Source organism: Bradyrhizobium sp. KBS0727 (assembly GCF_005937885.2).
In the GTDB taxonomy this organism is placed as follows: Bacteria; Pseudomonadota; Alphaproteobacteria; order Rhizobiales; family Xanthobacteraceae; genus Bradyrhizobium.
The window spans coordinates 2782035-2807500 of sequence record NZ_CP042176.1 but is presented as its reverse complement, the minus strand read 5'-3'; the positions used below and the strand labels follow the sequence as shown (position 1 = coordinate 2807500).

22 protein-coding genes and 2 riboswitches are annotated in these 25466 nt (G+C 64.5%); of the genes, 11 read left to right on the top strand and 11 right to left on the bottom strand.

Annotation, left to right across the window (positions count from 1 at the left end; translation table 11 throughout):
- Window positions 1-68: 68 nt before the first annotated feature.
- The 3 genes from phnY to psrA all read right to left on the bottom strand — a co-directional run bounded on the left by phnY (window position 69) and on the right by psrA (window position 3985).
- Window positions 69-1517 carry a phosphonoacetaldehyde dehydrogenase gene (gene phnY / locus FFI89_RS12715; protein WP_138836992.1) on the bottom strand — a complete coding sequence of 483 codons (1449 nt, stop codon included), beginning with the start codon at window positions 1515-1517 and terminating at the stop codon, window positions 69-71.
- A 28-nt stretch (window positions 1518-1545) separates the two neighbouring features.
- On the bottom strand, window positions 1546-2790 hold the full coding sequence (gene phnA / locus FFI89_RS12710) for a phosphonoacetate hydrolase (RefSeq protein WP_138836990.1): 1245 nt from the start codon (window positions 2788-2790) through the stop codon (window positions 1546-1548).
- A 64-nt stretch (window positions 2791-2854) separates the two neighbouring features.
- A complete protein-coding gene (gene psrA, locus FFI89_RS12705; protein WP_138836988.1) occupies window positions 2855-3985 on the bottom strand; it encodes an iron-containing alcohol dehydrogenase PsrA in 1131 nt (376 codons plus the stop codon).
- A 21-nt stretch (window positions 3986-4006) separates the two neighbouring features.
- On the opposite strand from psrA, the gene FFI89_RS12700 reads away from it, so the two are divergent.
- Window positions 4007-4978 carry a LysR substrate-binding domain-containing protein gene (locus FFI89_RS12700; RefSeq protein WP_371722483.1) on the top strand — a complete coding sequence of 324 codons (972 nt, stop codon included), beginning with the start codon at window positions 4007-4009 and terminating at the stop codon, window positions 4976-4978.
- 55 nt (window positions 4979-5033) lie between these two features.
- Here FFI89_RS12700 and FFI89_RS12695 read toward each other — a convergent pair whose 3' ends face one another.
- From FFI89_RS12695 to FFI89_RS12675, 5 genes are all read right to left on the bottom strand, one after another.
- A complete protein-coding gene (locus FFI89_RS12695; protein WP_074827231.1) occupies window positions 5034-5411 on the bottom strand; it encodes a carboxymuconolactone decarboxylase family protein in 378 nt (125 codons plus the stop codon).
- A 131-nt stretch (window positions 5412-5542) separates the two neighbouring features.
- The gene (serA, locus tag FFI89_RS12690; protein ID WP_138839207.1) at window positions 5543-6811 is read right to left on the bottom strand and encodes a phosphoglycerate dehydrogenase; all 1269 of its coding nucleotides are present in this window, start codon (window positions 6809-6811) and stop codon (window positions 5543-5545) included.
- Between the two features lie 250 nt (window positions 6812-7061).
- Window positions 7062-7568 carry a bifunctional adenosylcobinamide kinase/adenosylcobinamide-phosphate guanylyltransferase gene (gene cobU, locus FFI89_RS12685; RefSeq protein ID WP_138836986.1) on the bottom strand — a complete coding sequence of 169 codons (507 nt, stop codon included), beginning with the start codon at window positions 7566-7568 and terminating at the stop codon, window positions 7062-7064.
- A 77-nt stretch (window positions 7569-7645) separates the two neighbouring features.
- Window positions 7646-9094 (bottom strand): PepSY domain-containing protein, encoded by a 1449-nt coding sequence (locus FFI89_RS12680; protein ID WP_246669435.1) that lies wholly within the window; start codon window positions 9092-9094, stop codon window positions 7646-7648.
- 17 nt (window positions 9095-9111) lie between these two features.
- Window positions 9112-11346 (bottom strand): TonB-dependent siderophore receptor, encoded by a 2235-nt coding sequence (locus tag FFI89_RS12675; protein WP_246669498.1) that lies wholly within the window; start codon window positions 11344-11346, stop codon window positions 9112-9114.
- Window positions 11347-11488: 142 nt separating this feature from the next.
- Window positions 11489-11705: riboswitch (cobalamin riboswitch) on the bottom strand.
- Window positions 11706-11857: 152 nt separating this feature from the next.
- Between FFI89_RS12675 and cbiB the strand changes: the two genes are divergently transcribed.
- The 3 genes from cbiB to bluB are packed head-to-tail and all read left to right on the top strand — an operon-like array spanning window position 11858 to window position 14412.
- Complete coding sequence (gene cbiB / locus FFI89_RS12670) at window positions 11858-12799, top strand: adenosylcobinamide-phosphate synthase CbiB (RefSeq protein ID WP_138836979.1); 942 nt, start codon at window positions 11858-11860, stop codon at window positions 12797-12799.
- Between the two features lie 25 nt (window positions 12800-12824).
- Window positions 12825-13784 carry a threonine-phosphate decarboxylase CobD gene (cobD, locus tag FFI89_RS12665; RefSeq protein WP_138839205.1) on the top strand — a complete coding sequence of 320 codons (960 nt, stop codon included), beginning with the start codon at window positions 12825-12827 and terminating at the stop codon, window positions 13782-13784.
- 4 nt (window positions 13785-13788) lie between these two features.
- Window positions 13789-14412, top strand: coding sequence for a 5,6-dimethylbenzimidazole synthase (bluB, locus tag FFI89_RS12660; RefSeq protein ID WP_138836977.1), 624 nt, complete (start codon window positions 13789-13791; stop codon window positions 14410-14412).
- A 19-nt stretch (window positions 14413-14431) separates the two neighbouring features.
- Here the strand turns inward: bluB and FFI89_RS12655 are convergent, their stop codons facing one another.
- Together FFI89_RS12655 and cobO are read right to left on the bottom strand one after the other, a co-directional pair.
- Window positions 14432-15877, bottom strand: coding sequence for a cobyric acid synthase (locus FFI89_RS12655; protein ID WP_138836975.1), 1446 nt, complete (start codon window positions 15875-15877; stop codon window positions 14432-14434).
- A gap of 4 nt (window positions 15878-15881) precedes the next feature.
- The gene (gene cobO / locus FFI89_RS12650; RefSeq protein ID WP_138836973.1) at window positions 15882-16505 is read right to left on the bottom strand and encodes a cob(I)yrinic acid a,c-diamide adenosyltransferase; all 624 of its coding nucleotides are present in this window, start codon (window positions 16503-16505) and stop codon (window positions 15882-15884) included.
- A 37-nt stretch (window positions 16506-16542) separates the two neighbouring features.
- Window positions 16543-16747, top strand: a riboswitch (cobalamin riboswitch).
- 99 nt (window positions 16748-16846) lie between these two features.
- Here cobO and FFI89_RS12645 point away from each other — a divergent pair.
- Genes FFI89_RS12645 through cobJ form a run of 7 tightly spaced genes read left to right on the top strand, consistent with a single transcriptional unit; the run spans window position 16847 to window position 24734 of the window.
- The gene (locus tag FFI89_RS12645; protein WP_138836971.1) at window positions 16847-17206 is read left to right on the top strand and encodes a DUF1636 domain-containing protein; all 360 of its coding nucleotides are present in this window, start codon (window positions 16847-16849) and stop codon (window positions 17204-17206) included.
- Window positions 17203-18237 carry a cobalamin biosynthesis protein CobW gene (gene cobW / locus FFI89_RS12640; RefSeq protein ID WP_138836969.1) on the top strand — a complete coding sequence of 345 codons (1035 nt, stop codon included), beginning with the start codon at window positions 17203-17205 and terminating at the stop codon, window positions 18235-18237. Before FFI89_RS12645 ends, cobW begins: the two co-directional genes overlap by 4 nt.
- 6 nt (window positions 18238-18243) lie before the next feature.
- Window positions 18244-21483, top strand: a complete 3240-nt coding sequence (gene cobN, locus FFI89_RS12635; RefSeq protein ID WP_138836967.1) for a cobaltochelatase subunit CobN — start codon at window positions 18244-18246, stop codon at window positions 21481-21483.
- A complete protein-coding gene (gene cobG / locus FFI89_RS12630) occupies window positions 21476-22639 on the top strand; it encodes a precorrin-3B synthase (RefSeq protein ID WP_138836965.1) in 1164 nt (387 codons plus the stop codon). Before cobN ends, cobG begins: the two co-directional genes overlap by 8 nt.
- Complete coding sequence (locus tag FFI89_RS12625; RefSeq protein ID WP_138836963.1) at window positions 22639-23268, top strand: precorrin-8X methylmutase; 630 nt, start codon at window positions 22639-22641, stop codon at window positions 23266-23268. The genes cobG and FFI89_RS12625 overlap by 1 nt, the downstream gene beginning before the upstream one ends.
- Window positions 23269-23271: 3 nt before the next feature.
- Window positions 23272-24003 carry a precorrin-2 C(20)-methyltransferase gene (locus tag FFI89_RS12620; protein WP_168212876.1) on the top strand — a complete coding sequence of 244 codons (732 nt, stop codon included), beginning with the start codon at window positions 23272-23274 and terminating at the stop codon, window positions 24001-24003.
- On the top strand, window positions 24000-24734 hold the full coding sequence (cobJ, locus tag FFI89_RS12615) for a precorrin-3B C(17)-methyltransferase (RefSeq protein ID WP_138836959.1): 735 nt from the start codon (window positions 24000-24002) through the stop codon (window positions 24732-24734). Before FFI89_RS12620 ends, cobJ begins: the two co-directional genes overlap by 4 nt.
- Here cobJ and FFI89_RS12610 read toward each other — a convergent pair.
- Entirely contained in the window at window positions 24710-25465 is a 756-nt protein-coding gene (locus FFI89_RS12610; RefSeq protein ID WP_138839203.1) for a cobalt-precorrin-6A reductase, read from the bottom strand. The genes cobJ and FFI89_RS12610 overlap by 25 nt on opposite strands.
- Window position 25466: the final 1 nt, after the last annotated feature.

Here is a 25466-nt window from a genome sequence, read left to right as displayed (position 1 = left end):
ACTTCTTCCGGGCTGATTCCGATTGACGCATTTGAATGGGCGGGCGCGCGCCCGACGGGCTTCGACGGCTACGTCGACCACGGAAGCGAGTACGTCTTCACGTTCGTGAAGCTCTTCATCGCCTCCTGCACGCCTTCCTTGTATCCAAGCCCGGAATCCTTGATGCCTCCGAACGGCGACATCTCAATGCGATAGCCAGGAACTTCCCAGACATTCACGGTGCCAACGTCGAGCTCGTTGACGAAACGCGTGATGTAATCGAGGCGGTTTGTGCACACGCCCGACGACAGACCGAAGGCGGTCGAGTTGGAAATCCTGATCACGCTCTCGATGTCGTTGGGGACCCGGATGATTGGAATCACGGGACCGAACGTTTCTTGCAGAACCAGCTCGGACGTGTACGGGACATGGTCAACGACGGTGGGCGGGTAAAGCGCTCCTTGACGATCGTTTCCGTGAAGCAGGCGAGCACCGTCCTTCACGGCGTCCTCAACCCGGCGCTCGAACTCCTTCGCCGCCCCTTCATGGATAACCGTTCCGACATCCACCGACGGATCCATCGGATCCCCGCACTTCAGTTTCCTGGCTCGCTTGAGCACAAGCTCGGCGAACTCGTCGGCGACAGCCTCCACGCAAAGGATGCGCTTGACGGCGGTGCAGCGCTGGCCTGAGTTCTTGGTGGCGCCCAACACCGCCAGCTCTGCCGCCTTCTCGAGGTCGGCATCTTCCATGACGATCAGCGGATCGTTGCCACCAAGTTCGAGGACCAGGCGTTTGTAGCCGGCGTTCGCGGCGATGTGCTTGCCGACACGGACCGAGCCGGTGAAGGTGACGAGATCGGCATCGGGATCGGTAATCATGGCATCCCCCATCGATTGGGGATTTCCGGTTACGACCGAGAGCATTTCCGGCGGCAGTCCGGCTTCGTAGAGGACGTCGGCCAACGCCAGGGCGGTGAGGGGCGTCAACTCCGTGGGCTTCAGGACGATCCGGTTATTGGTGGCGATCGCCGGCGCGATCTTGTGGCTCACCATGTTCAGCGGATGATTGAATGGCGTGATCGCCGAGATGGTCCCCAGCAAGGGCGTGCGCATGGTAAAGATCTTGCGCGACTTGCCCTGCGGGCTGATGTCGCAGGAAAACACCTCGCTATCGTCCTTGATGGTCAACTGGCCGGCGAAGGAATAAACGTCGTAAGCGCGGCCGGCCTCATAGAGCGAATCCTTCCAGCACAGACCGGATTCCGCCGTAATCAACCGCGCGAATTCTTCCTTGCGGCTTGCAAGAAGGTCCGCGGTCCTGAGCAGGATTTGCTGACGCTCATAGCGCGTCAGTTTGGATTTGAAGGCCTTGGCCTTGGCGAAGGCGTCGCGCACCTGCTCGGGGCGCGCAGCCGGCACCGTGCCGACAACCTTGTTGGTGTAGGGGTTGACCACGTTGACGCGCTCATCGGTATCGATGCGCGCGCCCGCGATCCGCATTTGTTCGTGACGAACGGCTTGAGCCTGTATGTTCATTGAACGCTCCTGTCGGATCGGCGCCGGATCACTGAATGCGATTGAGGGCCACGTCGAACACGTCAAAGTTTCGCAAGACGTGACCGGGCGGGATGACAATCTTGCCGTTTGCGATCAGCGGAACGCGTTCTTCCGTAATCCCGCCATGTGACCTCAGCGGCTCGGTCAGCCCCGACAGATCGTGGCGGTCCCGGCTCGTTCCCAGCACCTTGTGCCTCGACGAGATGACGACGATGTCGCCGACGCGGTCGGTGGGTAGCTCAAACCGTTCGCAAGCAGCTTTACGGGTCATCGCCAGTTCGACGCCGGGAGTGCCCTTCAGCCTTGCGATGAGCTCGTCGACGTTCGCGCCGGGGGGCGTATAGATCGTTGCAAATGAACCCAGCGATCCATGGTGCGCCACGTAGGGATCGGTGATCGGCAAAATGACGCGCGCCTGCCCCTTGCCGATCCAGTCGTCGAACAAATCCTGGAGGTACAGCACGTCAGGCTGACCGCCCTGGATAAACTTGTCGTTCATTCCATGGTCCGCGGTGGCAACGATGTTACAGCCCAACGCATCAAGTTGCGCCAGATAGCCGTCGATCATTCCGTAGAAGTCGTTCGCAATCCTGGTTCCCGGACCGACCTTGTGCTGGATGTAATCGGTCGTCGACAGGTACATCAGGTCGGGGCGATGGCGCTCGACCAGCTTGACGCCGGCGGCGAACACAAACTCCGACAAATCGGCAGAGTAGACTTCCGGCAACGGCCGTCCGACGAAGCGGAGGAGATCGTCGATCCCGTTGTCTTTCATCGTCGCCTGGTCGGCCCTTTCGGCCGAGAAGGCGAAGGCGCGGCCGGTCGAATAATCGAGCCCGTGCGACAACAGGGTACGTAACTTGTCCTTGGCGGTGACAGCCGCGACCTTGAACCCGGCGTCGTGAACACCCGAGAGGATTGTCGGCGCGCGCAGGAACTTCGGGTCGTTCATCATCACTTCGACGCCGCTGGCGGTGTCGTAGAAGTAATTTCCGGCGATCCCATGCACCGATGGCGGGCGCCCGGTAATGATCGACAGATTGTTCGGGTTGGTAAAACTCGGAATCACGCTGCTGGCGTGAACGTGCGCGCCCTCCTTGATGAACCGCGCGAAGGTCGGCGCTACGCCGGCTTCGATCGCCTGCTCGATATATCCGGGCTCGGATCCATCGAGGCAAATCACAACAGTCGGCCGCTCGGGCGGATTGTAGGCGCGGCCGTTGACGACGATGGTCTTTCCATTGGTTTTCATAGTCATTCTCCCTGTCACGCCGCGGTGAGCACGCTTAACGCGTGCAACTTCCGGCGGCTTCAATTCACGCAGTCTTGGCTTTCGGCAGGCGCATCATCTGCGACGCCTCAATCAACCGGTCTCCCGAGCCGAGAAAATTCTTTCCGCGCTCGCCTTGAAGCGAATCCTCGATCAGAAGGCGCCACTCCTGGCGATCGATCTTGTACGCGGCGGGGTTGCTGGAGATTCCGAGCAGCCCGAGAAGATCTTCCAGATCGTCGGCGCCACGCGCCAGATCGACGCCAAAAATCTGCTTCAGGCTGTCTTCGCAGATACCACCGACGCCCTGGACGCTGCGCAGCACCATCGGCAGCGAGAACGAACATGCGATTCCGTGCTGAACGCCATGCCGCAACGTGATCGGGTAGGACAGTGAGTGGGCGATAGCGGTTTTGGTGTTCGAGAATGCCAGGCCTGCGAACAAGGCCGCCATCGCCATCCGGCCACGCAATTCAATATTGCCGAGATCCTTCACAAGCTTCGGCAATACCTCCAGGATATTGCGGGCGGCGAAAACGGCGTGATTGGCGGACACCGGATTGTTATTGACGTTCCACAGGCTTTCCAGCGAGTGCGACAATGCGTCGAGTCCGGTGCTGATCGTCAGCAGCAGCGGCTTGCCCAGCATCAGGCGCGGATCGACGACGGCGTGAGTCGGATAGAGATTTGGCCGAGCGAGAGAATACTTTTTTCCGTTCGCCTCGTCCCAGACTGTCCCCCAGCAAGTCACTTCGCTTCCGGTGCCTGCCGTCGTCGGAACCGCGATGATGGGAATGGCCGAGAGCTGCTCGGCGCCTTTCTGGCTTTCCAGGAAGGTTTTGATTTTTCCGAAGTCGCCCCCCGCCGCGGCGAAAACCTTGGCCGAGTCGATAACCGAGCCACCACCGAGAGCGACGATCACCTCTGGCTGCCGCTCCAGCTTGGCGAACCGGCCGGTTTGTTCGGCCAGCAATCGGTAATCGGGATTGGGCGCCACATCGCTGATCACGAGAGCGGGCGCGCCGGCGGTCTCTTTCAACCGGCCCGCCAGTTCGTCAAAGAACGGCTCGCCGTAAGTGACCAGGGCATATCGCCGGCCTCCGATCAGCTCAGCCAGTTTGGCGAAACTGTCGACGCCGAATTCGATCTGAACCGGATTTCCATATTTCCACACCATCGCGCTTCTCCCTTTCGAGCGATGGTAGGCAGCCGCGCATTATTGACAAATTCATCTTTTCGAAGGAACCTATTGATTATGTCAATAGTGTTCAGCCGAATACGCGCCTTCCACGCCGTTGCCGAGCACCGCGGCTTTACGGCGGCTTCGCGCGTTTTGAACGTCGGCCAGCCAACGCTGACCATTCAGGTCAAGGAACTCGAAGAAAGCTACGGCGTCGAACTTCTGATCCGCAAATCGAGAACGGTCGAGCTAACGGAAACCGGCGCCGCGCTGTTTGAAATTACGCGCGGCATCATGAAGTTCTGCGATGAGGCCCACGAACTGTTGGGCGCCCATGGCCAATCGACGAAAGGTCATCTCCGTCTGGCGACCGTGGGCCCGTTTCACGCTACCGAGATTCTGGCGGCCTTCAACCGCGACCATCCCGGCGTGCAGATTTCGACGCTGCTCGGCAATTCCGAACGCACGCTCCGTCATATCATTGACTTCGAGGCCGAGGTTGCAATCCTCGCGGAAGTCCCGGACGACCCGCGCGTGGTGATGATCCCTTATCGAACACATCGCGTGGTCATCTTCGTTAACGGCGACCATCCCTGGTTCAATCGAAAATCGGTAAAGCTGCACGAACTTGCGGATCAGCGCTTCGTCTTGCGCGAGCGCGGCTCGACCACGCGACGCGCGTTCGAGGCGGCGATCCAGCACGAAGGGCTAAAGATCAACCCGGTTTTCGAGATCGAAAGCCGGGAGGGTGTTTGGAAGGCCGTTGAGCGGGGACTCGGCATCAGTGTGGTAGCCGATTTTGAATTCGTTCCGCACCCCAACCTGCGGGCATTGGAAATCCAGGGTCGCGCCATCAGGACACAATACAGCGTTGCCTATCACAAGGATCGTGCGCACTCCCCGATCATCAAGGCCTTTGTCGATACGGTCCGCGAAATGAAAGCCGGCTTTGCCATGACGTCAGCGAAGCAACCGCGGCAACGGACATAGATACCCCCGGAGCCGACGATGAAGCGCAGCACTTGCAACACAGCCGCCGGCTGCGTCACTTCCCCTCGACCTCGTTGAAGGCCTCGCGCGCATTCCGGAACGCATCGATTCCGGACGGGATGCCGCAATAGACCCCGACCTGAAGCAGGATCTCCTTGATTTCGTCCTTGGTCACGCCGTTCTTCAGCGCGCCCTTGACGTGCAGCTTCAGTTCGTGGGGCCGCCCCAGCGCGCCGAGCATCGCCAGGTTGACGATGCTGCGCGTGCGGCGATCGAGGCCCGGGCGGGTCCACAACGCACCCCAGCAGAACTCGGTCGACCATTCCGCCATCGTCCGGGTAAATTCGTCGGCGCCTGCGATCGACTTGTTGACGTACTCCTCGCCGAGCACTTCCTTGCGGACCTTCAATCCCTTGTCGAACAATTCGCTCATCGTTGGTTCCTTCCACCGTTTGACTGCTGCTTTCAAGAACGCGCGTTCAGCCGTGCGCTCTCATCAGGTCCGAGACGTCGGCCAGTGTATCGGGATTCCAGACGGCGTCGATAATGCGTTCGACGCGGCCCTCACGCCTTGTATTCGTAGAGCAGTCGGGCGCGAATGGTGCCTTCCAGGGAGCGGATGTCCGCGAGCACGCGCTGGCTGTCGGCCGCGGAAGCATCGGCGTCGAGAACCACGTAGCCGACATCGTGGTCGGTCTCGTAATATTGCGCGGCAATGTTGACGGCGTGGCGCGCCAGCACTTCGTTCAGCCGGCCGAGCATGCCCGGCACGTTGCGCTGCACCTGAATGAACCGTGTCCCTAACGGCCGCGGCGGCAGCTGGACCTGGGGGAAATTGACCGCGCCCATCGTCGAGCCGGAATCGCTGTAGTCGACCAGCTTGCGCGCGACTTCGGCACCGATGCGCTCTTGCGCCTCTTCGGTCGAACCGCCGATGTGCGGCGTCAGGATGACATTTTCCAGACCCTGCAGCGGCGTTATGAACCGCTCCGCATTCGAGCCCGGCTCGACCGGAAAGACGTCGACCGCGGCGCCACGAAGCCTGCCTTCCCGCAGCGCTTCGGCCAGCGCATCCAGGTCGACCACCGAGCCGCGGCTGTTGTTGATGAAGAAGGCTCCGGGCTTCATCGCCCGGATTTCCTCGCGCCCGATCATCTTGTTGGTGGCCGGGGTCTCGGGCACATGCAGCGTCACGACGTCGCTCTGTGCCAAAAGCTCATGCAGGGTCGCGGTCGGCTCGGTATTACCGTGACGAAGCCTGTCGGTGTGATCATAGAAGATGACCCGCATGCCGAACGCTTCGGCCAGATTCGAAAGCTGCGAGCCGATATTGCCGTAGCCGATGATACCGAGTGTCTTGCCCCTCACCTCGTGGCTGTCGTCGGCGGATTTGTCCCAACGCCCCTGATGGGCCGCGTTGGAACGCGAGACAATCCGGCGCAGCAGGAAGACGATCTCCCCGATCACCAGTTCCGCCACGCTGCGGGTGTTGGAAAACGGCGCATTGAACACCGGAATGCCGCTGCGTCGCGCCACATCGAGATCGACCTGGTTGGTGCCGACGCTGAAGCAGCCGATCGCAATGAGGCGGTCCGCGGCCTCGACAACTTGAGGCGTGATCTGGGTGCGGGAGCGGATGCCCAGCAAGTGCACGCCCTTGATGGCGTCGCGCAGCGCATCGCCGTCGAGCGCCTTGGGCAGGCGCGTCAGGTTGGAATAGCCGGCGGACTCGATCAGCTGCACGGCGCTGTCGTTGACGCCTTCGAGCAGCAGGACGCGGATCTTGTCCTTCGGAAGCGAGAGTTGGGGTAAAGCGGAACGGTTCTGGTGCACGATCACGGCGTCCTTCAGCGGTAGATGAACTGTCAACTCACGCCCACAGGCGTCCGGCGCGGATTGGGTCGCGCACGCGCCGCTTTCTAGCCGATTCAACGGGTCAGATGTTCAATCAATCCGTCAGTGGATCCGCTGGAAGTAACCGGCATAAGCCATTCATTTTATTTGACTTATTGGCACTCAACTGAATTCTTGAGTGAATGAAGCGGCCGGAAAATCCGCCTCAGGCCGGATTGAGGCTGAGATTTCACTTCACCTTGAGCGGAAGTCCGGCCACCGCCAGGGTCACTTCGTCGGCGACCGCGGCCACCCATTGATTGAGGGTTCCGGCGGCGTCGCGAAATTCCCGCGCCAGCGCATTGTCGGGCACGATGCCAGCGCCGACCTCGTTGGTGACCAGCACGACCGGATCGGCCTGCGCGGGGAGCGCCGCCACCAGCGCACGGCCGGCCGCCTGCCAGTCATGGCCGCCGAGCATCAGGTTGGTCAGCCACAGCGTCAGACAATCGACCAGCCGCGGCCCCTCTCCGTCGGTCACGGCCAGCGCGCCGGTCAGATCGAGCGGCTCGGCATGCGTGCGCCAGTTGTCGCCGCGCCGGGCCTGATGCGCCGCGATCCGTGCCGTCATCTCGGCATCTCGGGCTTCGGCGGTGGCGATGTAGATGGCGCGGGGCGCAAGGCTGAGCGCCCGCGCCTCGGCGATCGCGCTCTTGCCCGAACGGGCGCCGCCCGTCACCAGAATGATCCTGCCCATGTCCCCTCTTGCTCGCTGCGGCCTTAAGAAGCAGAAACCATCGGCGCGTGAAACACAACCGTCCGGCCCCGCCGATCCTATTGCCGCAAGCGCCGCCAGCCGATCACGATGCCGCTCACCGAGACGACCAATCCGGCCAGCGACAGCAACCACACCACGCCGTCCCACGCGGGGCGATAGCTAAGCAGCAGCGGAAAATCGAGGCTGTGCATTGCATTGAACAGCCAGCGGTAGGTCCGGCGGCTGTCGTCGGTGCGGCCCAATATATCGCCCGTCCCGGGATCGATGTGAAACCAGGTGTGGGCCTCGTCGTCAAACCCTGCCCGCAGCACCGGCATCACGCGTTGCTGGTGATGCGAATACCAGTAGGCGTCGGGCGCTTCGAGCCGCTGCCGCATCGTCAAGGCAGCGTTCGACATCAGCCGGCGCGCGGCCTCGAAAATCCGTTCATCGAACAAAGGCGCCGCGACGCCCCTTACGGGATCGACGGTGACGCGACCGCCGTCGCGGCCGGTCAGCACCACCAGCGGCCTGCCTCCGAGCCAGACGAAGCGCGCTTCGACGGACGCCATTTGAAGTTCGCCTGATTTTGCCTTCGACAGAAACTCGGCCGGTATGTGCGGGCTCTCAGTGCCGGCATAGCGAACCGCCATTTCGCGCGCCGTTCCACGTCCGGCAAAAAATTCGCCGGGATTGAGCGACAGCCAGCCGCTGAACATCCAGGTCAGGACAGAAACGCCGCCGATCAGCCCGGCAATGTGGTGCCAGGCCATCCAGCCACGATACGGCGTGACCGCGTCGTTGGTGTAACGGCGACGCAGCCGCACGCGCAAAATGCCGATCCAGAATCCGGTCACGGCCGCCACCATGCAGACGCCGGAAATCCACAGCACCACCAACCGCCAGGTGGCGCCGTCCTTGCGCAGGACGGTCGGATAGATCCAGTGCGGGATCGAGCCGAGCCAGTTCCAGACCCGTTCCCTCCGCGTGGTGTCGAGCGCGATCTCGCCGTTCCGCGAGGAGACATAGAGTTCGGTCCCACCGGGGTCGCCGAGCGAGATCAGAAAAAGCGGCCGCAACGGATCGAACCGCGCGGTAACGCTCCATTGGTCACGCTGCACCGTGTCCCTTAGTTCGGGCCGCACGGCATTAGGATGAAACCGTGCGACCGCAAGCGCCTGTTCCGACGTGACGTGATCGACGGTGTGGCCGTCGACCGCCGATATCGTCTTGCGCTCGCCATCCCAACCGAGAAGCCGGTAGACCGGCTCCTCGTTCAGCATTGCGAGCCGCAGATCGCGCGGATAGAGTTTAAAGCCGACGGCTTCCATCGCGCGATCCGGGGTCACCTGCACCTTGTCCCAAGCAATCGGCGGCAGCGCCGCCCACCGCTCGGTGTCGTTGAGCTGCGGAAACGCCACGTACATCATGACAACGCCGGAGATGAACCACATCGCGAACAGCAGACAGGTGCCGATACCGATCCAGCGATGGGCGATATAGAGCCACCGCCTTGCGCGACGCATGATCCGGCGCCGCATCGTCAGAACCTGACATTGAGTGCGAGTTCGGCGGTCCGCGGCATGCCCAGCAGCCACTGCGTGGTGCCGCCCGAGGTCGCATAGATCGTGTCAAAGAGATTGTAGACCCGCAGCGACAGCGTGGTGTTGGCGTCCGGCTTCCACTGCACCCCGCCATTGACGACGGTGTAGGCCGGACGCGCCAGCGTATTGGCATTGTCGGCAAAGGTCTTGCCGACGATCTGCACGCCGCCATTGACCGACCAATTTGGCGCGAATGCCCAGGTCAGCCAGACGTTCGATACGTGCTGCGGCACGTTGACCGGAACGTTGCCGGCGAAGTTGACCGCCACGCCGTTCACCGACTGGACGAAGTCATCGTATTTGGCGCGCAGCCAGGCGGTGTTGGCGTCGATGCGCCAGCCGTAATCCAGCACCAGCCCGATCGTCGCTTCGACGCCGCGCGACGATTGCTGGCCGATCTGCTGGGTCAACGCCGGATTGTTCGGATCGCGCGCCAACAGGTTGTTCTTCACGATCTGATAACCGGCCAGCGTCCATTCGCCGCGGCCCTGCCAGAACGACTGCTTGATGCCGATCTCGGCCTGCTCGCCGGTGGACAACTGGAAATCCTTCTGGGTCGTCGCCAGCGTAATCAGATTGCCGACCGGATCGACCGCTGTCGAATATTGTCCGTACAGCGCCAGATCCTTGACCGGATTATACACCGTACCGACGCGCCAACTCGTTGCCGAGAACGATTTGACGAAGCCGTTAGCCGTCGTGATCAGGTCGGTGCGGTTGATGACCGGTTCATCCTGGCGCACGCCGCCGATCAGCGTCCACTGATCGGTCAGCGAGAGCCGGTCCTCGGCGAATAGAGCGTACTGGTTGGTCACGGTATTGAAGGACGGAACGGTCGGGATCGGGCTGAGAAATACGCCCGGATCGAAGGACCAGGGATTGACCGACGATGTCCCGCTAAAGGGCGAGTTGTTGGTATGGGTGAAATCGATCCGGTTGACGTCGAAACCGGCGACGAACTCGTTCTTCATCCCGAGCACATGGCCGCGAAAGGTCGCATCCATGCGGTCGCCGACCTGCTGCTGGTTATGGAAGATCTCGATATAGGAGGAGCGGTCGATCAGGCCCTTGGCCGGATTCCACGCGTAGCTTTCGACATCGCGCCAATGCCGCTGGCTGTTCAGATAATACAGCACGTTGTGAACCGTGATGCTGTCGGTAACCTGCCACTCCGTCCGCAACTGATTCCAGCTGTCGCGGTAGCGGATGTTGCTGTCGCCGACATTGTAGTTCTTGAACCGCAGCGACTCGTCGATCTGGCCGTTGAGGAGCGGCGTGCCGAAATAGCGCGACGGACTGCGATCGCCGTAATCAGTGGACAGCGTCCAGGCCAGCGTCTCGGAAGCCTGCACGCGCACCGCCGCAGAGACCGCAACGTTCGAGGTCTTGTCGCGATCGACCCAGCCGTCCGACATGTTGCCGATCGCGGTCACACGATACGACACGTCCTTGTTGATCGGGCCGCCGCTGTCGACCGCGAGCCGTTTCGTCATGTTGCTATCTAGCGAGACTTCCGCCTCGTTGCGCTGGACGGTGAGCGGCATTTTCGAGATCACATTGATCGCGCCGCCGATGGCGCCCTCGCCGTACATCACCGACGCCGGCCCGCGCAGCACCTCGATGCGTTGCGCCGACCAGGTATCGAACGGAAACGTCAACGTACCGGAGCCAACGTAGAGCCGCGTGCCGTCATAGAGCGTCATGACCGTCGAATTGCCGGTGAAGCCGCGGGTGCTGAACGAGAGCCCGCCGTTGCCGGGAGCGGGGCTGGCGGTGAAGCCGGTCGCGTCCTGGGTGACGGCGTCAATCACGTTGTGCTGGCCGCGCTCGGCGATGGTTTCGGCGGTGATGATCTCGACGCTGGCCGGTATCTGTAGCCGCGTCAGGTTGAGGCGGCTGCCGCTACCTGCCGTCTGGTGCAACGTCAGCGTGGGCGCTGCCGGCGATGTCGGAACAACCGTCGATGGCGTCGTCGCCGCCGCGGCCGCGCGCTTCTTTCCTGCGCGGGTCGACCGCGAAGCGCCCGGGCTGTTCGGCTGGCGCGGGCTCGCGGCGGGCTGCGGGTTCGTCACGACGATCGGATCGAGCGTCTGGCTCGTTTTTGGCGCGCTTTGCGGCCACGCATCGAGCGGCCAGAGAACGGAGGAGAGCACAACGGAATACAGCAAAGGCATGCGTCGTGACGCATGAAAGGAGACGGAGTTCATCATTCGGCTCGCGGTTAACGTGGCACGTCACCGCGAACGAAGTCTCCCCGAGGCCCGCTTGCTGGGCCAAGGATCGGCTACCACCAGGACACCCCGCCCAATGTGCTCGCGTGTGACCACGACTGGCGGCAGGTCTCCTGGCTCGCGGGTCATCGCCTTTCGTCGCCTTCCCGGGGTTTGATCCCAGTGGCAATTGACGAAAGGCTCGCCGCTTACAGTTGCGGGGGCAGCCGCGGAATCGGGGTTTTGTTCAAAGATTAAAGAACCGCCCCTCACCGCATTCCCTTTTGATCCCCCGAAGGAGAACCGTCGCGAGGACACTAATTGCAGTTGGTCCGCCGAGTCAATCGGACGCGGGATCCTGCTCGATGCGAAGCCGCATTGATGCGTCGTCGATGTCGCCGGGCTTGTCAGCGGGCGTCGCTTCGCCAATATGCCGGCGAGGCCGCGACGGCTCGATCCCGGGAGATGCGTTGAAATGAGTGGAGCTGCCATCATGCTGCTGGCATTGCTCATCGATTCAATTCTCGGCTGGCCGTCTGCGATCCACGCAAGGATCGGACATCCCGTGACGTGGATCGGCGCGATGATTGCCGCGCTCGATCAAAGCTTCAACCGTGAAGACGCTTCCGAAGCCACGCGACGCGCGGCCGGAATTGGTGTGGCGCTCGCTGTCATCATGCTAGCGGCCGGCGTCGGCTTGGCCTGTGCGTCGATGCTGCCCGGCGGATGGCCGGGTCTGATGTTCGCCGCGATTTTGGCCTGGCCGCTTGTCGCCGCGCGTTCGATGCACGACCATGTCGATGGCGTGGCGCGGCCGTTGATAGCAGGCGATCTGCCGGCGGCACGGCAGGCGGTTTCCATGATTGTCGGACGAGATCCCTCGCAGCTCGATGCGGCCGGGATCGCAAGGGCTGCGACCGAAAGCCTTGCCGAGAACACGTCCGACGGAATCGTGGCGCCGCTGTTCTGGGGCGCGATCTTCGGCCTGCCGGGCATTGCCGCCTACAAGGCCATCAACACGCTGGACTCCATGATCGGCCATCGCACCCCAAGACACGAAGCTTTCGGATGGGCGGCGGCGCGCATCGACGACGTCGCGAACCTGATCCCGGCGCGGCTGACGGGATTGTTGTTCGCGGCCGTCTCCATTCGGCCGCGCAGCGCGCTGGCGACGATGTGGCGCGATGCGCACCATCACCGTTCGCCCAACGCCGGCTGGCCGGAAGCCGCGATGGCGGGCGCGATCGGCATTCGCCTGTCCGGGCCCCGCATTTACGAGGGACAGCTCTCGCAGGAACCCTGGTTGAATGCCGAAGCCCCGGACCCAACTGCTGCGGATTTGAACCGAGCCCTTGCGCTCTATCGCCGCGCCATGCTTGTGCTGGCGGCCGGGCTCGCGCTTCTTGCCCTGCTCTGACCATACGATCCGACAGGAGGACGAAATTCGCGACCACGGCGGCGATATCGACAGGGCGCAGGCGCGTTTCGGCGGCACGGACTGGATCGACCTGTCCACCGGAATCAATCGCGTGCCCTATCCGCTGCCGACGTTGCCGCAGGATACCTGGACGGCACTCCCCACGCATGCGGCGACGGCGCGCCTGCTGACGACAGCGCGCGCCGCCTATAGATCGGAAGCGCCGATGCTCGCGGTCGCCGGCGCGCAAGCGGCGATCCAGATGATCCCGCGACTTTCCGCGCCGGCATGCGCGCGCATCCTGACTCCCACTTATAACGAACACGGCGCAGCACTTCGCAGCGCCGGCTGGCAGGTCGACGAGGTGACGACGCTCGCAGCGCTCGAAGGCGTCGATCTCGCTGTTGTGGTCAACCCCAACAATCCCGATGGTAAAAACCATGCGCCGGAAGACCTGCTGCGACTGGCGACGCGAGTCGGAAGGCTGGTGGTCGACGAAAGCTTCGCCGACGCACGGCCCGACCTTTCGCTGGCTCCGAAGGCCGGACAAGGGCGACTGATCGTGTTGCGCTCGTTCGGAAAATTCTACGGCCTCGCCGGCATGCGGCTGGGGTTCATCCTCGGTTCGGAAGCCGACATCGCAACGCTTGCCGAAATGGCCGGACCCTGGCCGGTGTCCGGCCCCGCCATCGCCATCGGTGAGGCCGCGCTGTCGGACCGTTCCTGGGCCGAGGCCACCGCGGCGCGGCTGCGCACGGACGCCGCGCGCCTCGATCGCTTCGCACAGTCGGCCGGATGGAAAGTGCTGGGCGGAACCGACCTGTTCCGGCTATACGACACACCGGACGCAGCCGCCGCGCGAGACCGGCTGGCCCGATACCAAATCTGGACGCGCATGTTCCCATATTCCGATCGCTGGCTCAGACTTGGCCTGCCCGGACAACCGGCGGAATGGGACCGGCTGGCCGCGGCGTTGCGAGACTAGATCGATGGAGTTCACCAAAGCCGACGCCGAGACGCTGGCGCGCATCTTCCGCTGGCGCCGCGATGTTCGTCATTTCCGGACGACACCGGTTAATGAGGACGTGCTCGATCGGCTGCGTCACGCCATGGACAGCGCGCCCTCGGTCGGCAACTCCAGGCCCTGGCGCGTCATCCGGATCAACGATCCCGCGTTGCGCGCCGGCGTCCGCGCCAACTTCAATCTCTGCAACGCGGAGGCCTCGGCCGACTACAAGGACGAACAGCACCGGGAATATCTGCGCTTGAAACTCGCCGGCCTCGACGCCGCACCGGTGCAGCTAGCGGTGTTCACGCTGATCGATCCGGCCGAGGGCCACGGCCTCGGTCGCCGCACGCAGCCGGAAACGCTGCGGCAGTCGACCGCGATGGCAATCCACACGCTGTGGCTGGCCGCGCGCGCCGAAAATATCGGGGTCGGCATGGTCTCGATCCTCGATCCGCGCGCCATCGAACGTTTGCTCGACGTGCCCGAGGACTGGGAACTATCGGCCTATCTCTGTCTGGGTCATGCCGAGTTCATCGACGACACGCCGCTGCTGCATCGCGTCGGCTGGCAAGAGAATTTTCCGACCGAATGGGACGTGCGGTGACGCATGAAATCGCGCGCGGCTAGCGCGCCACCGCCAACAAACCATCGACGTCCAAATGCGCCTCGAGATGCGCGGCAAGTCGGTCCAGCGTGTCCTCGACCCCGGCGGCATAGGATGTGGCTGAAGGTGCCGCCCCGAGCTGCTTGAGAAACGCCTGACGGAAGCTGTCGCCGGCAAACATGCCATGGAGATAGCTTCCCATCACGCGGCCGTCGGCCGAGACCGCGCCTTCCGCCTCACCTGCCACCTGCGCGAACGGGCGTTTTCGCGCTTCGCCCGAGGTTTCGCCGATGTGTATCTCATAACCCTGGATCGGCGCGCCGGACGAAGCGTGCGTAGCTTCGATGCGCGTCAACCGCTTGTCCGCGGTCATGACGGTGTCAACCTTCAGCAGGCCGAGACCTTGTGTTTCCCCGGCCGGCCCTTCGATCCCGTCGGGATCGCTGATGGTGCGGCCGAGCATCTGGTAGCCGCCGCAGATCCCGAGCACATGACCGCCACGCCTGACATGCGCGGCGAGATCGATGTCCCAACCCTGCGCCCTCAGAAAATCCAGATCGCCACGCGTCGATTTCGATCCCGGCAGAATCACTAGATCGGTGTCGCCAGGTATCGCCTCGCCCGCGCGCACCATCGTGAGACTGACGCCCGGTTCCTGCGACAACGGATCGAGATCGTCGAAATTGGCGATCCGGGAAAACTGCAGCGCGGCGACGCGGAATCCGCCGGCGCCGCCGCCGCGCGGCAGATCGAGCGCGTCCTCAGCCGGAAGCCGCGCGGCCTCGGTAAAGAACGGCAGAACACCGAAACCGCGCCATCTGGTCCGCTCGGCGATGAATGCGTAGCCATCGTCAAACAGCCGCGGATCGCCGCGGAACTTGTTGATAACGAACCCTTCGATCATCGCGGCGTCGGCGGGATCGATCACCACCTGTGTGCCGACGATCTGGGCGATCACCCCGCCCCGGTCGATATCGCCTGCGAGCACCACGGGCACATCGGCTGCGCGCGCGAAACCCATATTCGCGATGTCGCGGGGCCGCAGGTTCACTTCGGCCGGACTGCCGGCGCCTTCGACGATCACCAGATCGACGCTGCTTTTCAGACGCTCAAAACTCTCCAGGACGGGCGCCATCAGTTTCGGCTTCAGCGCCGAATATTCGCGCGCCCGCACCGTCGTCAGTCGGCGTCCCTGCACGATCACCTGCGAGCCCATCTCGCTCTCGGGCTTGAGCAGGATCGGATTCATGTCGGTGTGCGGCTCGATCCCGCAGGCCAGCGCCTGCAGCGCCTGCGCGCGGCCGATCTCGCCGCCGTCAGCCGTGACGGCCGCGTTGTTGGACATGTTCTGCGGCTTGAAGGGCGCGACCTTGAGGCCGCGAATCCGTGCCGCCCGGCACAGCCCCGCCACCAGCAGCGATTTGCCCACATTGGAGCCCGCGCCCTGGATCATCAGCGCGCGCATGGGATCAGAACTCGACGCCCGGCTGGGCCTTGATGCCGGACCGGAACGGATGCTTGACCAGCGTCATCTCGGTGACGAGGTCGGCGATCCCTATGAGCTCTTCCTTGGCATTGCGGCCGGTCAAAACCACGTGTGTGAGCGGCGGCTTTTCTTCCTGCAAAAAAGTCACGATCTCGGCGACATCAAGATAGTCGTAGCGCAGCGCGATATTGATTTCATCAAGCAGCACCAGCCGGATATCCGGGTTCCGGATCAGTTCCTTGGCCTTCTCCCAGCCGGCCCGGGCCGCGGCTATGTCGCGGGCGCGATCCTGGGTTTCCCAGGTAAAGCCCTCGCCCATGGCGTAGAACTGGCAAAGATCGGCGAAATGGCCCTCGATCAGGCGGCGCTCGCCGGTATCCCAGGCACCCTTGATGAACTGCACCACGGCCGAGGGCATGCCATGGGCGATGCAGCGCAGGATCATCCCGAAACCAGACGACGACTTGCCCTTGCCGGCCCCGGTATGGACGATAATCAGGCCCTTCTCGCCCTGCTTGGTGGCCATGATCTTGTCGCGCGCGGCCTTTTTCTTGGCCATTTTGGCGGCATGGCGGTCGTCTTCGGTCTGGTCAGGGTCTGGGGTCATTGCACATTCTGTTGCTTGACAAGGAAGCTGATTGTTCCGCATGTGAAGCAGCGTTGGTTCCTGTCTATGACAGGCGAAGAGGGAATGCGATAGGGGGAAACCCCGAAGCGCTGCCGCCCCCGCGACCGTGACCGGATTAGGTCACTCCAGGCCACTGGCGATGATGCTGGGAAGGTGGAGTGAGTGTTGGGGAAACCCAGAATCCGCAAGCCGGGAGACCTGCCAGCGCACAGACTGAACGGGCGGACGGGGTGTTCCGCGGCCGGTTGGATGCGCCACCCGTTCGTTCGGTCGCGCCGCCTCCTGTCCTGCCCTTTCGTATGGAAGCATGGGACAAGATGATGAGCGTTTCGCTGCATGTCTGCATCACCTGCAAAGCCGGAGAAACCGTACCTGACGGCACGGCGTGTCCCGGCACGCGGCTGCATGCCGCGCTGATGGCGGCAGGCGCGCCCGAGACGGTGCAGATCGTGCCGGTGGAATGCCTTTCCGCCTGCTCGCAGGGCTGCTCGGTCGCGCTCAGCGCACCGGGCCGCTGGTCCTACGTCTACGGCCGCCTGTCGGAAACCGACGCGGCCGAAATTCTGTCCGGCGCTGCTGCCTATGCCAGTGCGCCCGACGGCATCGTGCCCTGGCGGCAACGCCCGCAGATTTTCCGCAAGCAGAGCCTTGCCCGCATTCCGCCCATGGTGCTCGCATGACCGATCTGGCCAAAATACCCGTCACCGTCATCACTGGCTTTCTCGGTTCGGGAAAGACCACGCTGATCCGGCATCTGATGCGCAACCCCGGCGGCAAGCGGCTCGCCATTCTCGTCAACGAATTCGGCACGCTCGGGGTCGACGGCGATATCCTGAAATCCTGCGCCGACGAAAACTGCCCGGTCGAGAATATCGTCGAGCTCGCCAATGGCTGCATCTGCTGCACCGTCGCCGACGATTTCATCCCGACGATCGAGGCGCTGATGGCGATGCCGCAGCGACCCGATCACATCCTGATCGAGACCTCGGGGCTGGCGCTGCCAAAACCGCTGTTGAAGGCGTTCGACTGGCCCGCGATCCGCTCGCGCATCACGGTCGACGGCGTGATCACGCTGGCCGATGCCGAAGCGGTGGCGGCCGGACGGTTTGCGCCCGACCTGGATGCGATTGCCGCCCAGCGCGCCGCGGACGACAGCATCGACCACGAGACGCCGCTGTCAGAAGTGTTCGAGGACCAGGTGTCCTGCGCCGATATCGTGCTGTTGTCGAAGGCCGATCTCGCCGGCGACGCAGGATTGGCCGCTGCACGTTCGATCATATCGGCGGAATCACCGCGCGCGGTGCCGATGCTGGCGATGACGGACGGCATCATTGATCCCCGCGTCATCCTCGGTCTCAACAGCGCCGCCGAAGACGATATCGCCTCCCGCCCCTCGCATCACGACGGCGAGGACGACCATGAGCATGACGATTTCAACAGCGTCGCGATCAGCCTGCCGGAGACTCTGGATCCGGAAGCCTTGGCCGAATCCATCCGTCGGTTGGCGCGCGAACAGAATATTTTGCGCGTGAAAGGCTATGTTGCGGTCAAGGGCAAGCCGATGCGACTGTTGGTGCAGGCCGTCGGCGAACGGGTGCGGAGCCAGTTCGACCGGCCGTGGGGCGATACGCCCCGGACGTCGCAGCTCGTCGTCATCGCCGAACGCCACCACATCGATCGCGCCGCCATCGAGGCAACGCTGGGGGTCTGATCGGCCATGCATGGCGGCTACCGCGACAGCTACGCGCTTGACGAGACGGCGACTGCCTACGATCTGGAGCAGACGCCGGCGGATCTGGTCGCGCTGTCGTTTTCCGACAGCGATCTCGGCGCGTTCGCGGCCGGCTGGCATCGCGCCAACGGCATACTGCCGACGCTGCGGCTCGCCAATCTGGTCGCGCTGCGCCATCCGATGTCGGTCGATACTTACATTGACGCGACGTTGGCGGATGCCAAGGGAATCCTGATCCGGCTGATCGGCGGCGAGAGCTATTGGTCCTACGGCCTGCAACAGGTGCGCGACCTGGCGCAGCGGCGCGGTATCGCGCTCGCGGTGTTGCCCGGCGACGGGCGCGAGGATGTCGCTCTCGATGCGTTCTCGACGCTGCCTGTCTCGACCTTGCGACGGCTTTCCGCATTGTGCGACGCCGGCGGCGCGTTGGCGGCGCAGGCCGCCCTCGCACAACTGGCGCTGGCGGCCGGACTCTATGCCGGACCGGTTCAAGGCGAAAAAATCGTTCCCGATTACGGCTGGTACGATCCAGCACGCGGTGTTGTTGCCGAGCCGGCACCGACCGGCCGGCCGCTCATCGTCGTGACCTTCTATCGCTCTTACCTCACGTCCGCCGATACCGGGCCGGTCGATGCGCTGATCGACGCATTCCGCTCGCGCGGTTTCGATGCGATCGGGCTGTTCGTGCCTTCGCTTAAGGCGCCCGGTGCCACCGAATGGACCCGCGAGGCGCTTCGCAGACTGGCCCCGGCCGCCGTCGTCAACGCCACAGCGTTCTCCGCGCGCGGCGACGACGGCACCTCGCCGCTTGACGCGCCCGGTTGTCCGGTGTTTCAGGTCGCACTGTCGACCGCGCGCAAGCGCGACTGGGCCGCGTCGGAGCGCGGATTGTCGGCGGCCGATCTCGCCATGCATGTGGTTCTCCCCGAACTGGACGGGCGTATCTTTGCCGGCGTCACCAGCTTCAAATCGCCGGGCAAGCGCGATCCGGATCTGCAATATTCCCGCTTTGCCCATCGCGCCGACAGCGCACGGATCGAGGCGGTCGCCGATCGCGTCACAGGCTGGCACCGGTTGGCGACCACACCGGCGCACGCACGCAAGCTGGCGCTGGTGCTGTCGACCTATCCCGGACGTGCGGACCAGATGGCACACGCGGTCGGGCTCGATGCACTGGCGTCGACCGAAGCGATCCTGTCCGATCTGGCCAACGACGGTTACGCTGTTACCGGCGGCGAGCCACTCGCGCCGAAACTGTTGGCTCGAACACTAGCCTGGCCGTTGCACGAATATCGTGCGGCGCTTGCCCGCCTTCCCGAGCCGTTGCAGACCGCCCTCACCGCGGCCTGGGGCGAACCCGAAACCGACCCCGCGGTGCGCGACGACGCATTTCATTTCGCCGCCCTCCATCGCGGCCATGCGCTGGTCGCGCTGCAGCCCGAGCGCGGCGAGGTATCGTCGCGCGACGCCGACTATCACAACCTCGCGCGCACGCCGCGCCATGGCTATGTCGCGTTTTATCTCTGGCTGCACGCGCAACAGATCGACGCGCTGGTGCATGTCGGCGCGCACGGCACGCTGGAATGGCTGCCGGGAAAATCCGTCGCGCTATCGGAAAGCTGTTGGCCGGAAGCGCTGACGGCAGGACTGCCGGTGATCTATCCGTTCATCGTCAATGACCCCGGCGAGTCCGCACAGGCAAAGCGCCGGATCGGCGCGGTGACGCTGGGCCATCTGCCGCCACCGCAGGCGGCCAGCTCCATGCCGGTAGGGCTGCTGCGGCTCGAGCAGTTGCTGGACGAGTATTCGACGGCCGATGGCCTGGACCCGGCGCGGCGCGTCCGGCTGGTCGCGGCGGTGCGTGCCGAAGCCCAGGCCGCAGGGATCGAACAGGATCTCGGGATCACCGCGACCATGAGCGCGGCCGAAGCCCTGACGCGCATCGACCGCTTTGTCTGCGACATCAAGGCAAGCCAGTTCGGCGATGGTCTTCACATCTATGGACAAGGCGCCGGCGAGCGCGACGGCCTGCTGACGGCGCTGGCCGGGCGGCGGGTTGCGGCGGGACCATCGGGTTCACCGGCGCGCGGCAGGTCCGACGTGCTGCCGACCGGACGCAACATGTTTTCGGTCGATCCGCGCGCGGTGCCGTCGCGCTCTGCGCATGCGCAAGGCGTCAAGCTCGCCGAGGAATTGCTGCGCCGGCATTTGCAGGATCATGGCGACTGGCCGCGCGCGCTGGTGATCGATCTCTGGGGCTCCGCGACGATGCGGACCGCGGGCGAGGAATTTGCGATGGCGCTGCATCTGGCCGGCCTCGCGCCGCGCTGGGACGCCAACTCCGAACGCGTCAACGGCATCGAGGTCGTGCCGCCGGCGCTGCTGGGACGGCCGCGCATCGACGTGACGTTGCGGGTCTCGGGGCTGTTTCGCGACGTCTTTCCAAATCTGCCGCAATTGTTCGAAGCCGGTGCCGCGGCGCTGGCCGGCGACGGCGAGCCCGACGACAGCAATCCCTATGCGACGCCCACGCCGCGCGTGTTCGGACCGCGCCCGGGGCTTTACGGACTCGCGATGGGCGCAGCACTGGAGGATTACAGCGCCGAGGGCCGGCAAACGCTCGGCGAAGCCTGGCTCGCCGGATCGGAATGGGCGATCGACGCGCAGGGAAATAGTCACCAGGATCGCGCCGCGCTGGAAACCCGCGTGCTCGCCGCCGATGGCTTTGCCCATGTGCAGGATCTCGCCGAGAGCGACCTGTTGCTGGCGTCGGATTACGCCACCCATGAAGGCGGCTTTGCTGCCGCTGTCGCGCGGCTCGGTGGCACGGCGCCCCCGCTCTATCATCTCGACACGACGCAGCCCGACGCGCCGCGATCGCGCACCCTACCGGAAGAGATCGCCCGCGTGGTCCGGGCGCGTGCCGCCAATCCGGCCTGGGCCAGCGGCATGATGCGTCATGGCTTTCGCGGCGCGGCCGAACTCACCATGACGCTCGATAACCTCGCCGCCTTCGCGCACCTGACGCGCGACGTTCCCCATCATCTGTTCGACCTCTATTACGACGCGACCCTGGGCCGATCCGATCTGGTGGATTTTATGGCGCGCGAAAACCCGGCGGCACTCGCCGCCATGCGGGCGCGGTTCGACGCGCTGCGGGAGGCAGGCCTCTGGACGACCCGGCGCAACTCTATTGCGATGCAATTGGGGGCCGCCCATGGCTGAGCCGGTCATCCAGGGCTGGTGTCCCGGCGCGTTGCGCCCGATGCTGTCGGGTGACGGCTGGGTCATTCGTGTGCGGCCATCAGGCGGTCGGCTGGCGCCACAGCAGGCGCACGAGATCGCGCGGCTCGCGCGCGCACACGGCAACGGCGTGATCGATCTCTCCTCGCGCGCCAACATTCATCTGCGCGGCGTGACCGAGCACAGCTACGCTCCCCTGATCGCGGGTCTCGATGCGCTCGGCCTGATCGACGAAACCCCCGAGGCCGAAGAACGCCGCAACATTGTGCTTACGCCGTTCTGGTCGCGCGATGACGGCAGCGTCGAACTGGCGGCGGCGCTGGCGAAATCACTGACCGCGCCGGACGCGCCGCGCCTGCCGGCCAAATTCGGCTTCGCGATCGACTGCGGGCCGCGACCGGTTCTGACCAACGTGTCGGCCGACATCCGGTTGGAGCGCAGCGCAGATGGCGGATTGATCTGCCGCGCCAGTGGTGCAGCGACTGCCGCGCACGTATCAGCGGAAACCGCTGTGAGCACCATGCTAGCGCTGGCCGACTGGTTCGTGCAATCGGGCGGAATTTCCGGCGAGCGCGGCCGAATGGCGGCGCATCTGGCGCGCGGTGCGGTGTTGCCGGAAATCTTTGCGGAGGTCCCTGCCCCATCCATCGCCACATATTCTCCGGAGCCGGGTCTGGTCGCGCAAGGCGTGCTGATCGGATTCGAATTCGGCCAGGTGCCGGCCGAACTGCTTGATGCGCTGTCACACCTCGGCGCGCTGCGCGTGACGCCGTGGCGGATGCTGCTGATCGAGGGCGCGCGTACCATGCCGGATTTGCCCGGCCTGATCACGCAGCCCAACGATCCGATGCTGCGCGTAATTGCCTGCACCGGCGCGCCCGGATGCCGCCAGGCCGCGCAGCCGACGCGCGCGCTGGCGCGATCGCTGGCGCCCCATCTGCCTGACGGAACCGTGCTGCATGTGTCGGGCTGTAGCAAAGGCTGCGCGCATCCCGGCCCCACGGCGCTGACGCTGACGGCGCAAGCCGGAGGGTTTGACCTGATCCGCGATGGCGATGCGCGGGACCTGCCTTTGCGCTGGGGCATGACCGCGGAGTATCTCGCCGCTCACCCCTCCCTCCTGCGCGAGGCGCTGTGATGCCGCACGTTTACGAAACCGACGGCGCGGCGATCTATCGCAAGTCCTTTGCGACGATCCGGGCCGAAGCCGATCTCGGCCGCTTCACAGCGGAAGAGGAAGTCGTGGTGGTTCGCATGATCCATGCCGCCGGCATGGTCGGGCTCGAGCAGCACGTCCGCTTTTCACCCGGCATGGCGACGGCAGCCCGCGCGGCGCTGGAAGCCGGCGCGCCGATCCTGTGCGACGCACGGATGGTGAGCGAGGGCATCACACGCCCGCGACTGCCGGCCAATAACGAAGTGATCTGCACGCTGCACGATGCCGGCGTGCCCGAACTCGCGCTTAAGGTCGGCAATACCCGGTCAGCCGCCGCGGTCGAACTGTGGCGGCCACATCTAAAAGGCGCGGTCATTGCTATCGGCAATGCGCCGACCGCCTTGTTTCACCTGCTCAACATGCTGGAAGACCCAGGCTGCCCGCGCCCGGCCGCCATCGTCGGCTGCCCGGTAGGCTTCGTCGGCGCCGCTGAATCGAAGGAAGCGCTGATATCCGCGCCGCCGGTGCCGTCGCTGATTGTTGCGGGTCGGCTCGGCGGGTCTGCTATCACGGTCGCCGCCATCAACGCGCTCGCCAGCGCCAAGGAATAGATCGTGGGCAAGATCATCTGCACCGGCCTCGGCCCCGGCGATCCCGACCTGATCAGCGTCCGGTCGGACCGGCTGATCCGCGCCGCGCGCCACGTCGCGTATTTCCGTAAAATTGGCCGGCCGGGCCAGGCGCGCCGCATCGTCGAAGGCATGCTGGCGGCGGACGTGACGGAATATCCGATGGAATATCCGGTCACGACCGAGCTGCCGTTCGGCAGCGCCGAATACAATCAACTGCTGGCGTCGTTCTACGACGACTGGGCGATGCGGCTTGTGGGTCTCTCCGCGGCTAACGACGTCGTCGTGCTCTGCGAGGGCGACCCGCTGTTCTATGGTTCCTTCATGCATCTTCAAACCCGGCTGCAGGGCCGCGCCGAGGTCGAGATCGTGCCGGGGATCAACGGCATGACCGGCTGCTGGAACGCGACCGGCATTCCCATCACCTGGGGCGACGATGTCCTTTCCGTGCTGATGGGCACGCTGCCCGAAGACGATCTGCTGCGTCACATGCAAAGCGCCGATGCGCTGGTGGTGATGAAGACCGGGCGCAATCTGCCAAAAGTGCGCCGGGCGCTCGAGCGCGCGGGTCGCTTGGACGACGCATGGCTGGTCGAGCGCGGCACCATGCCCGGCCAGCGCGTGATGCGGCTCGCCGAAACCGACATTGGCGAATGCCCCTACTTCGCAACCATTCTGGTCCACGGCCAGGGCCGCCGCCCGGAGCTGGAGGAATGACCGGCTCGCTGGTGGTCGCCGGCCTCGGCCCCGGAGATCAGGCGCTCGTGACTCCCGAAGTCACCGCGGCGCTGGCGGTCGCGACCGACGTCGTCGGCTATATTCCCTATGTCGCAAGGGTGGCGCCGCGCAAAGGCCTGACACTGCACGCCTCCGACAATCGCGTTGAGTTGCAACGGGCCAAAGAGGCGCTTGAACTGGCCGCCGCCGGACGGCACGTCGTGATCGTATCGTCGGGCGATCCCGGCGTGTTCGCAATGGCGTCAGCCGTGTTCGAAGCGCTGGAGAAAAACCCGGCGCTGCACCACCTCGATATCCGCGTGCTACCCGGCATCACCGCGATGCTGGCGGCGGCCGCCCGTGCCGGCGCGCCGCTTGGCCACGACTTTTGCGCGATCAACCTCAGCGACAATCTGAAACCTTGGGCGCTCGTGGAACGGCGGCTTCGGCTCGCCGCGGAAGCCGACTTCGCGATGGCGTTTTACAATCCGCGCTCGGCCGCCCGCCCACATCAATTCGCGCGCACGCTGGAAATCCTGCGCGAGGCCTGCGGTCCCGACCGGCTGATCATTTTTGCGCGCGCGGTGACGACGCCAGAGGAACGCATCGAGACGGTGACGCTCGCCGAAGCGCAGCCCGAGATGGCCGACATGCGTACCGTCGTGCTGGTCGGCAATTCAGCGACCCGCCGGGTCGGGCGCTACGTCTACACGCCGAGGCACGCCGAGTGAGTGAGCCAGCGCATGATTTCACCCACGCTTTGCGCCGTCCTGCGTTCCGGCAGGTTGGGCCGGTCAATCATGATGACCGGCAGACCGAGCGCACGCGCGGCATCAAGCTTGGCCCTGGCGCCCTCGCCGCCCGCGTTTCTCGCGACAACGTGCGTGATGCGGTGATCGCGCAGCAGCGCAAGGTCGCCTTCTGTGGTGAACGGTCCGCGCGCCAGCACGATCTCGGCGTCCGGCAGCGGCAACGTCGCATCGGGCGCGTCGACCAGGCGCAGCAGGTAGAAGTGCTGCGGCTGCGCCGCGAACGGGTTGAGATGCTGCCTGCCGATGGCGAGAAAAATTCGCGCCGGCTGATCCGGCAGTGCTGCCGCGGCGTCCTCGACATCAGCGACATGCTGCCATTTGTCACCGGCCACCGCCCTCCACGGCTCGCGCAGATAGGCGATCAGCGGCGTGGAGGTTTTTGCGCAGGCCTCCACGGCGTTGCGGCTGATCTGGCTCGCGAACGGATGCGTGGCGTCGATCACATGGGTGATTTTTTCGTGGCCGATATATTCGGCGAGCCCATCGACGCCGCCAAAACCGCCAACCCGCGTCGGCAAGGGTTGCGCAACCGGCGTCGCGGTGCGACCAGCATAGGAGTAGACTCCCGCAATGCCAGCCGCGGCAAGCTCGCGGCCGATCTGGCTGGCCTCCGTCGTGCCGCCCAAGAGAAGGACGCGAAGGACGCGCATC

What these genes read in the sequence shown, in the direction of transcription:
- psrA (WP_138836988.1), bottom strand. Translation starts at nt 3,985, where the DNA reads ATGGTGTGGAAATATGGAAATCCGGTTCAGATCGAATTCGGCGTCGAC.
- FFI89_RS12610 (WP_138839203.1), bottom strand. Translation starts at nt 25,465, where the DNA reads ATGCGCGTCCTTCGCGTCCTTCTCTTGGGCGGCACGACGGAGGCCAGC.
- cobU (WP_138836986.1), bottom strand. Translation starts at nt 7,568, where the DNA reads ATGGGCAGGATCATTCTGGTGACGGGCGGCGCCCGTTCGGGCAAGAGC.
- phnY (WP_138836992.1), bottom strand. Translation starts at nt 1,517, where the DNA reads ATGAACATACAGGCTCAAGCCGTTCGTCACGAACAAATGCGGATCGCG.
- cobO (WP_138836973.1), bottom strand. Translation starts at nt 16,505, where the DNA reads ATGACCCCAGACCCTGACCAGACCGAAGACGACCGCCATGCCGCCAAA.
- FFI89_RS12675 (WP_246669498.1), bottom strand. Translation starts at nt 11,346, where the DNA reads ATGCCTTTGCTGTATTCCGTTGTGCTCTCCTCCGTTCTCTGGCCGCTC.
- FFI89_RS12645 (WP_138836971.1), top strand. Translation starts at nt 16,847, where the DNA reads ATGAGCGTTTCGCTGCATGTCTGCATCACCTGCAAAGCCGGAGAAACC.
- phnA (WP_138836990.1), bottom strand. Translation starts at nt 2,790, where the DNA reads ATGAAAACCAATGGAAAGACCATCGTCGTCAACGGCCGCGCCTACAAT.
- FFI89_RS12700 (WP_371722483.1), top strand. Translation starts at nt 4,007, where the DNA reads ATGGTAGGCAGCCGCGCATTATTGACAAATTCATCTTTTCGAAGGAAC.
- cobN (WP_138836967.1), top strand. Translation starts at nt 18,244, where the DNA reads ATGCATGGCGGCTACCGCGACAGCTACGCGCTTGACGAGACGGCGACT.
- cobJ (WP_138836959.1), top strand. Translation starts at nt 24,000, where the DNA reads ATGACCGGCTCGCTGGTGGTCGCCGGCCTCGGCCCCGGAGATCAGGCG.
- FFI89_RS12680 (WP_246669435.1), bottom strand. Translation starts at nt 9,094, where the DNA reads ATGCGTCGCGCAAGGCGGTGGCTCTATATCGCCCATCGCTGGATCGGT.
- FFI89_RS12655 (WP_138836975.1), bottom strand. Translation starts at nt 15,877, where the DNA reads ATGCGCGCGCTGATGATCCAGGGCGCGGGCTCCAATGTGGGCAAATCG.
- FFI89_RS12625 (WP_138836963.1), top strand. Translation starts at nt 22,639, where the DNA reads ATGCCGCACGTTTACGAAACCGACGGCGCGGCGATCTATCGCAAGTCC.
- bluB (WP_138836977.1), top strand. Translation starts at nt 13,789, where the DNA reads ATGGAGTTCACCAAAGCCGACGCCGAGACGCTGGCGCGCATCTTCCGC.
- cbiB (WP_138836979.1), top strand. Translation starts at nt 11,858, where the DNA reads ATGAGTGGAGCTGCCATCATGCTGCTGGCATTGCTCATCGATTCAATT.
- cobG (WP_138836965.1), top strand. Translation starts at nt 21,476, where the DNA reads ATGGCTGAGCCGGTCATCCAGGGCTGGTGTCCCGGCGCGTTGCGCCCG.
- FFI89_RS12695 (WP_074827231.1), bottom strand. Translation starts at nt 5,411, where the DNA reads ATGAGCGAATTGTTCGACAAGGGATTGAAGGTCCGCAAGGAAGTGCTC.
- cobW (WP_138836969.1), top strand. Translation starts at nt 17,203, where the DNA reads ATGACCGATCTGGCCAAAATACCCGTCACCGTCATCACTGGCTTTCTC.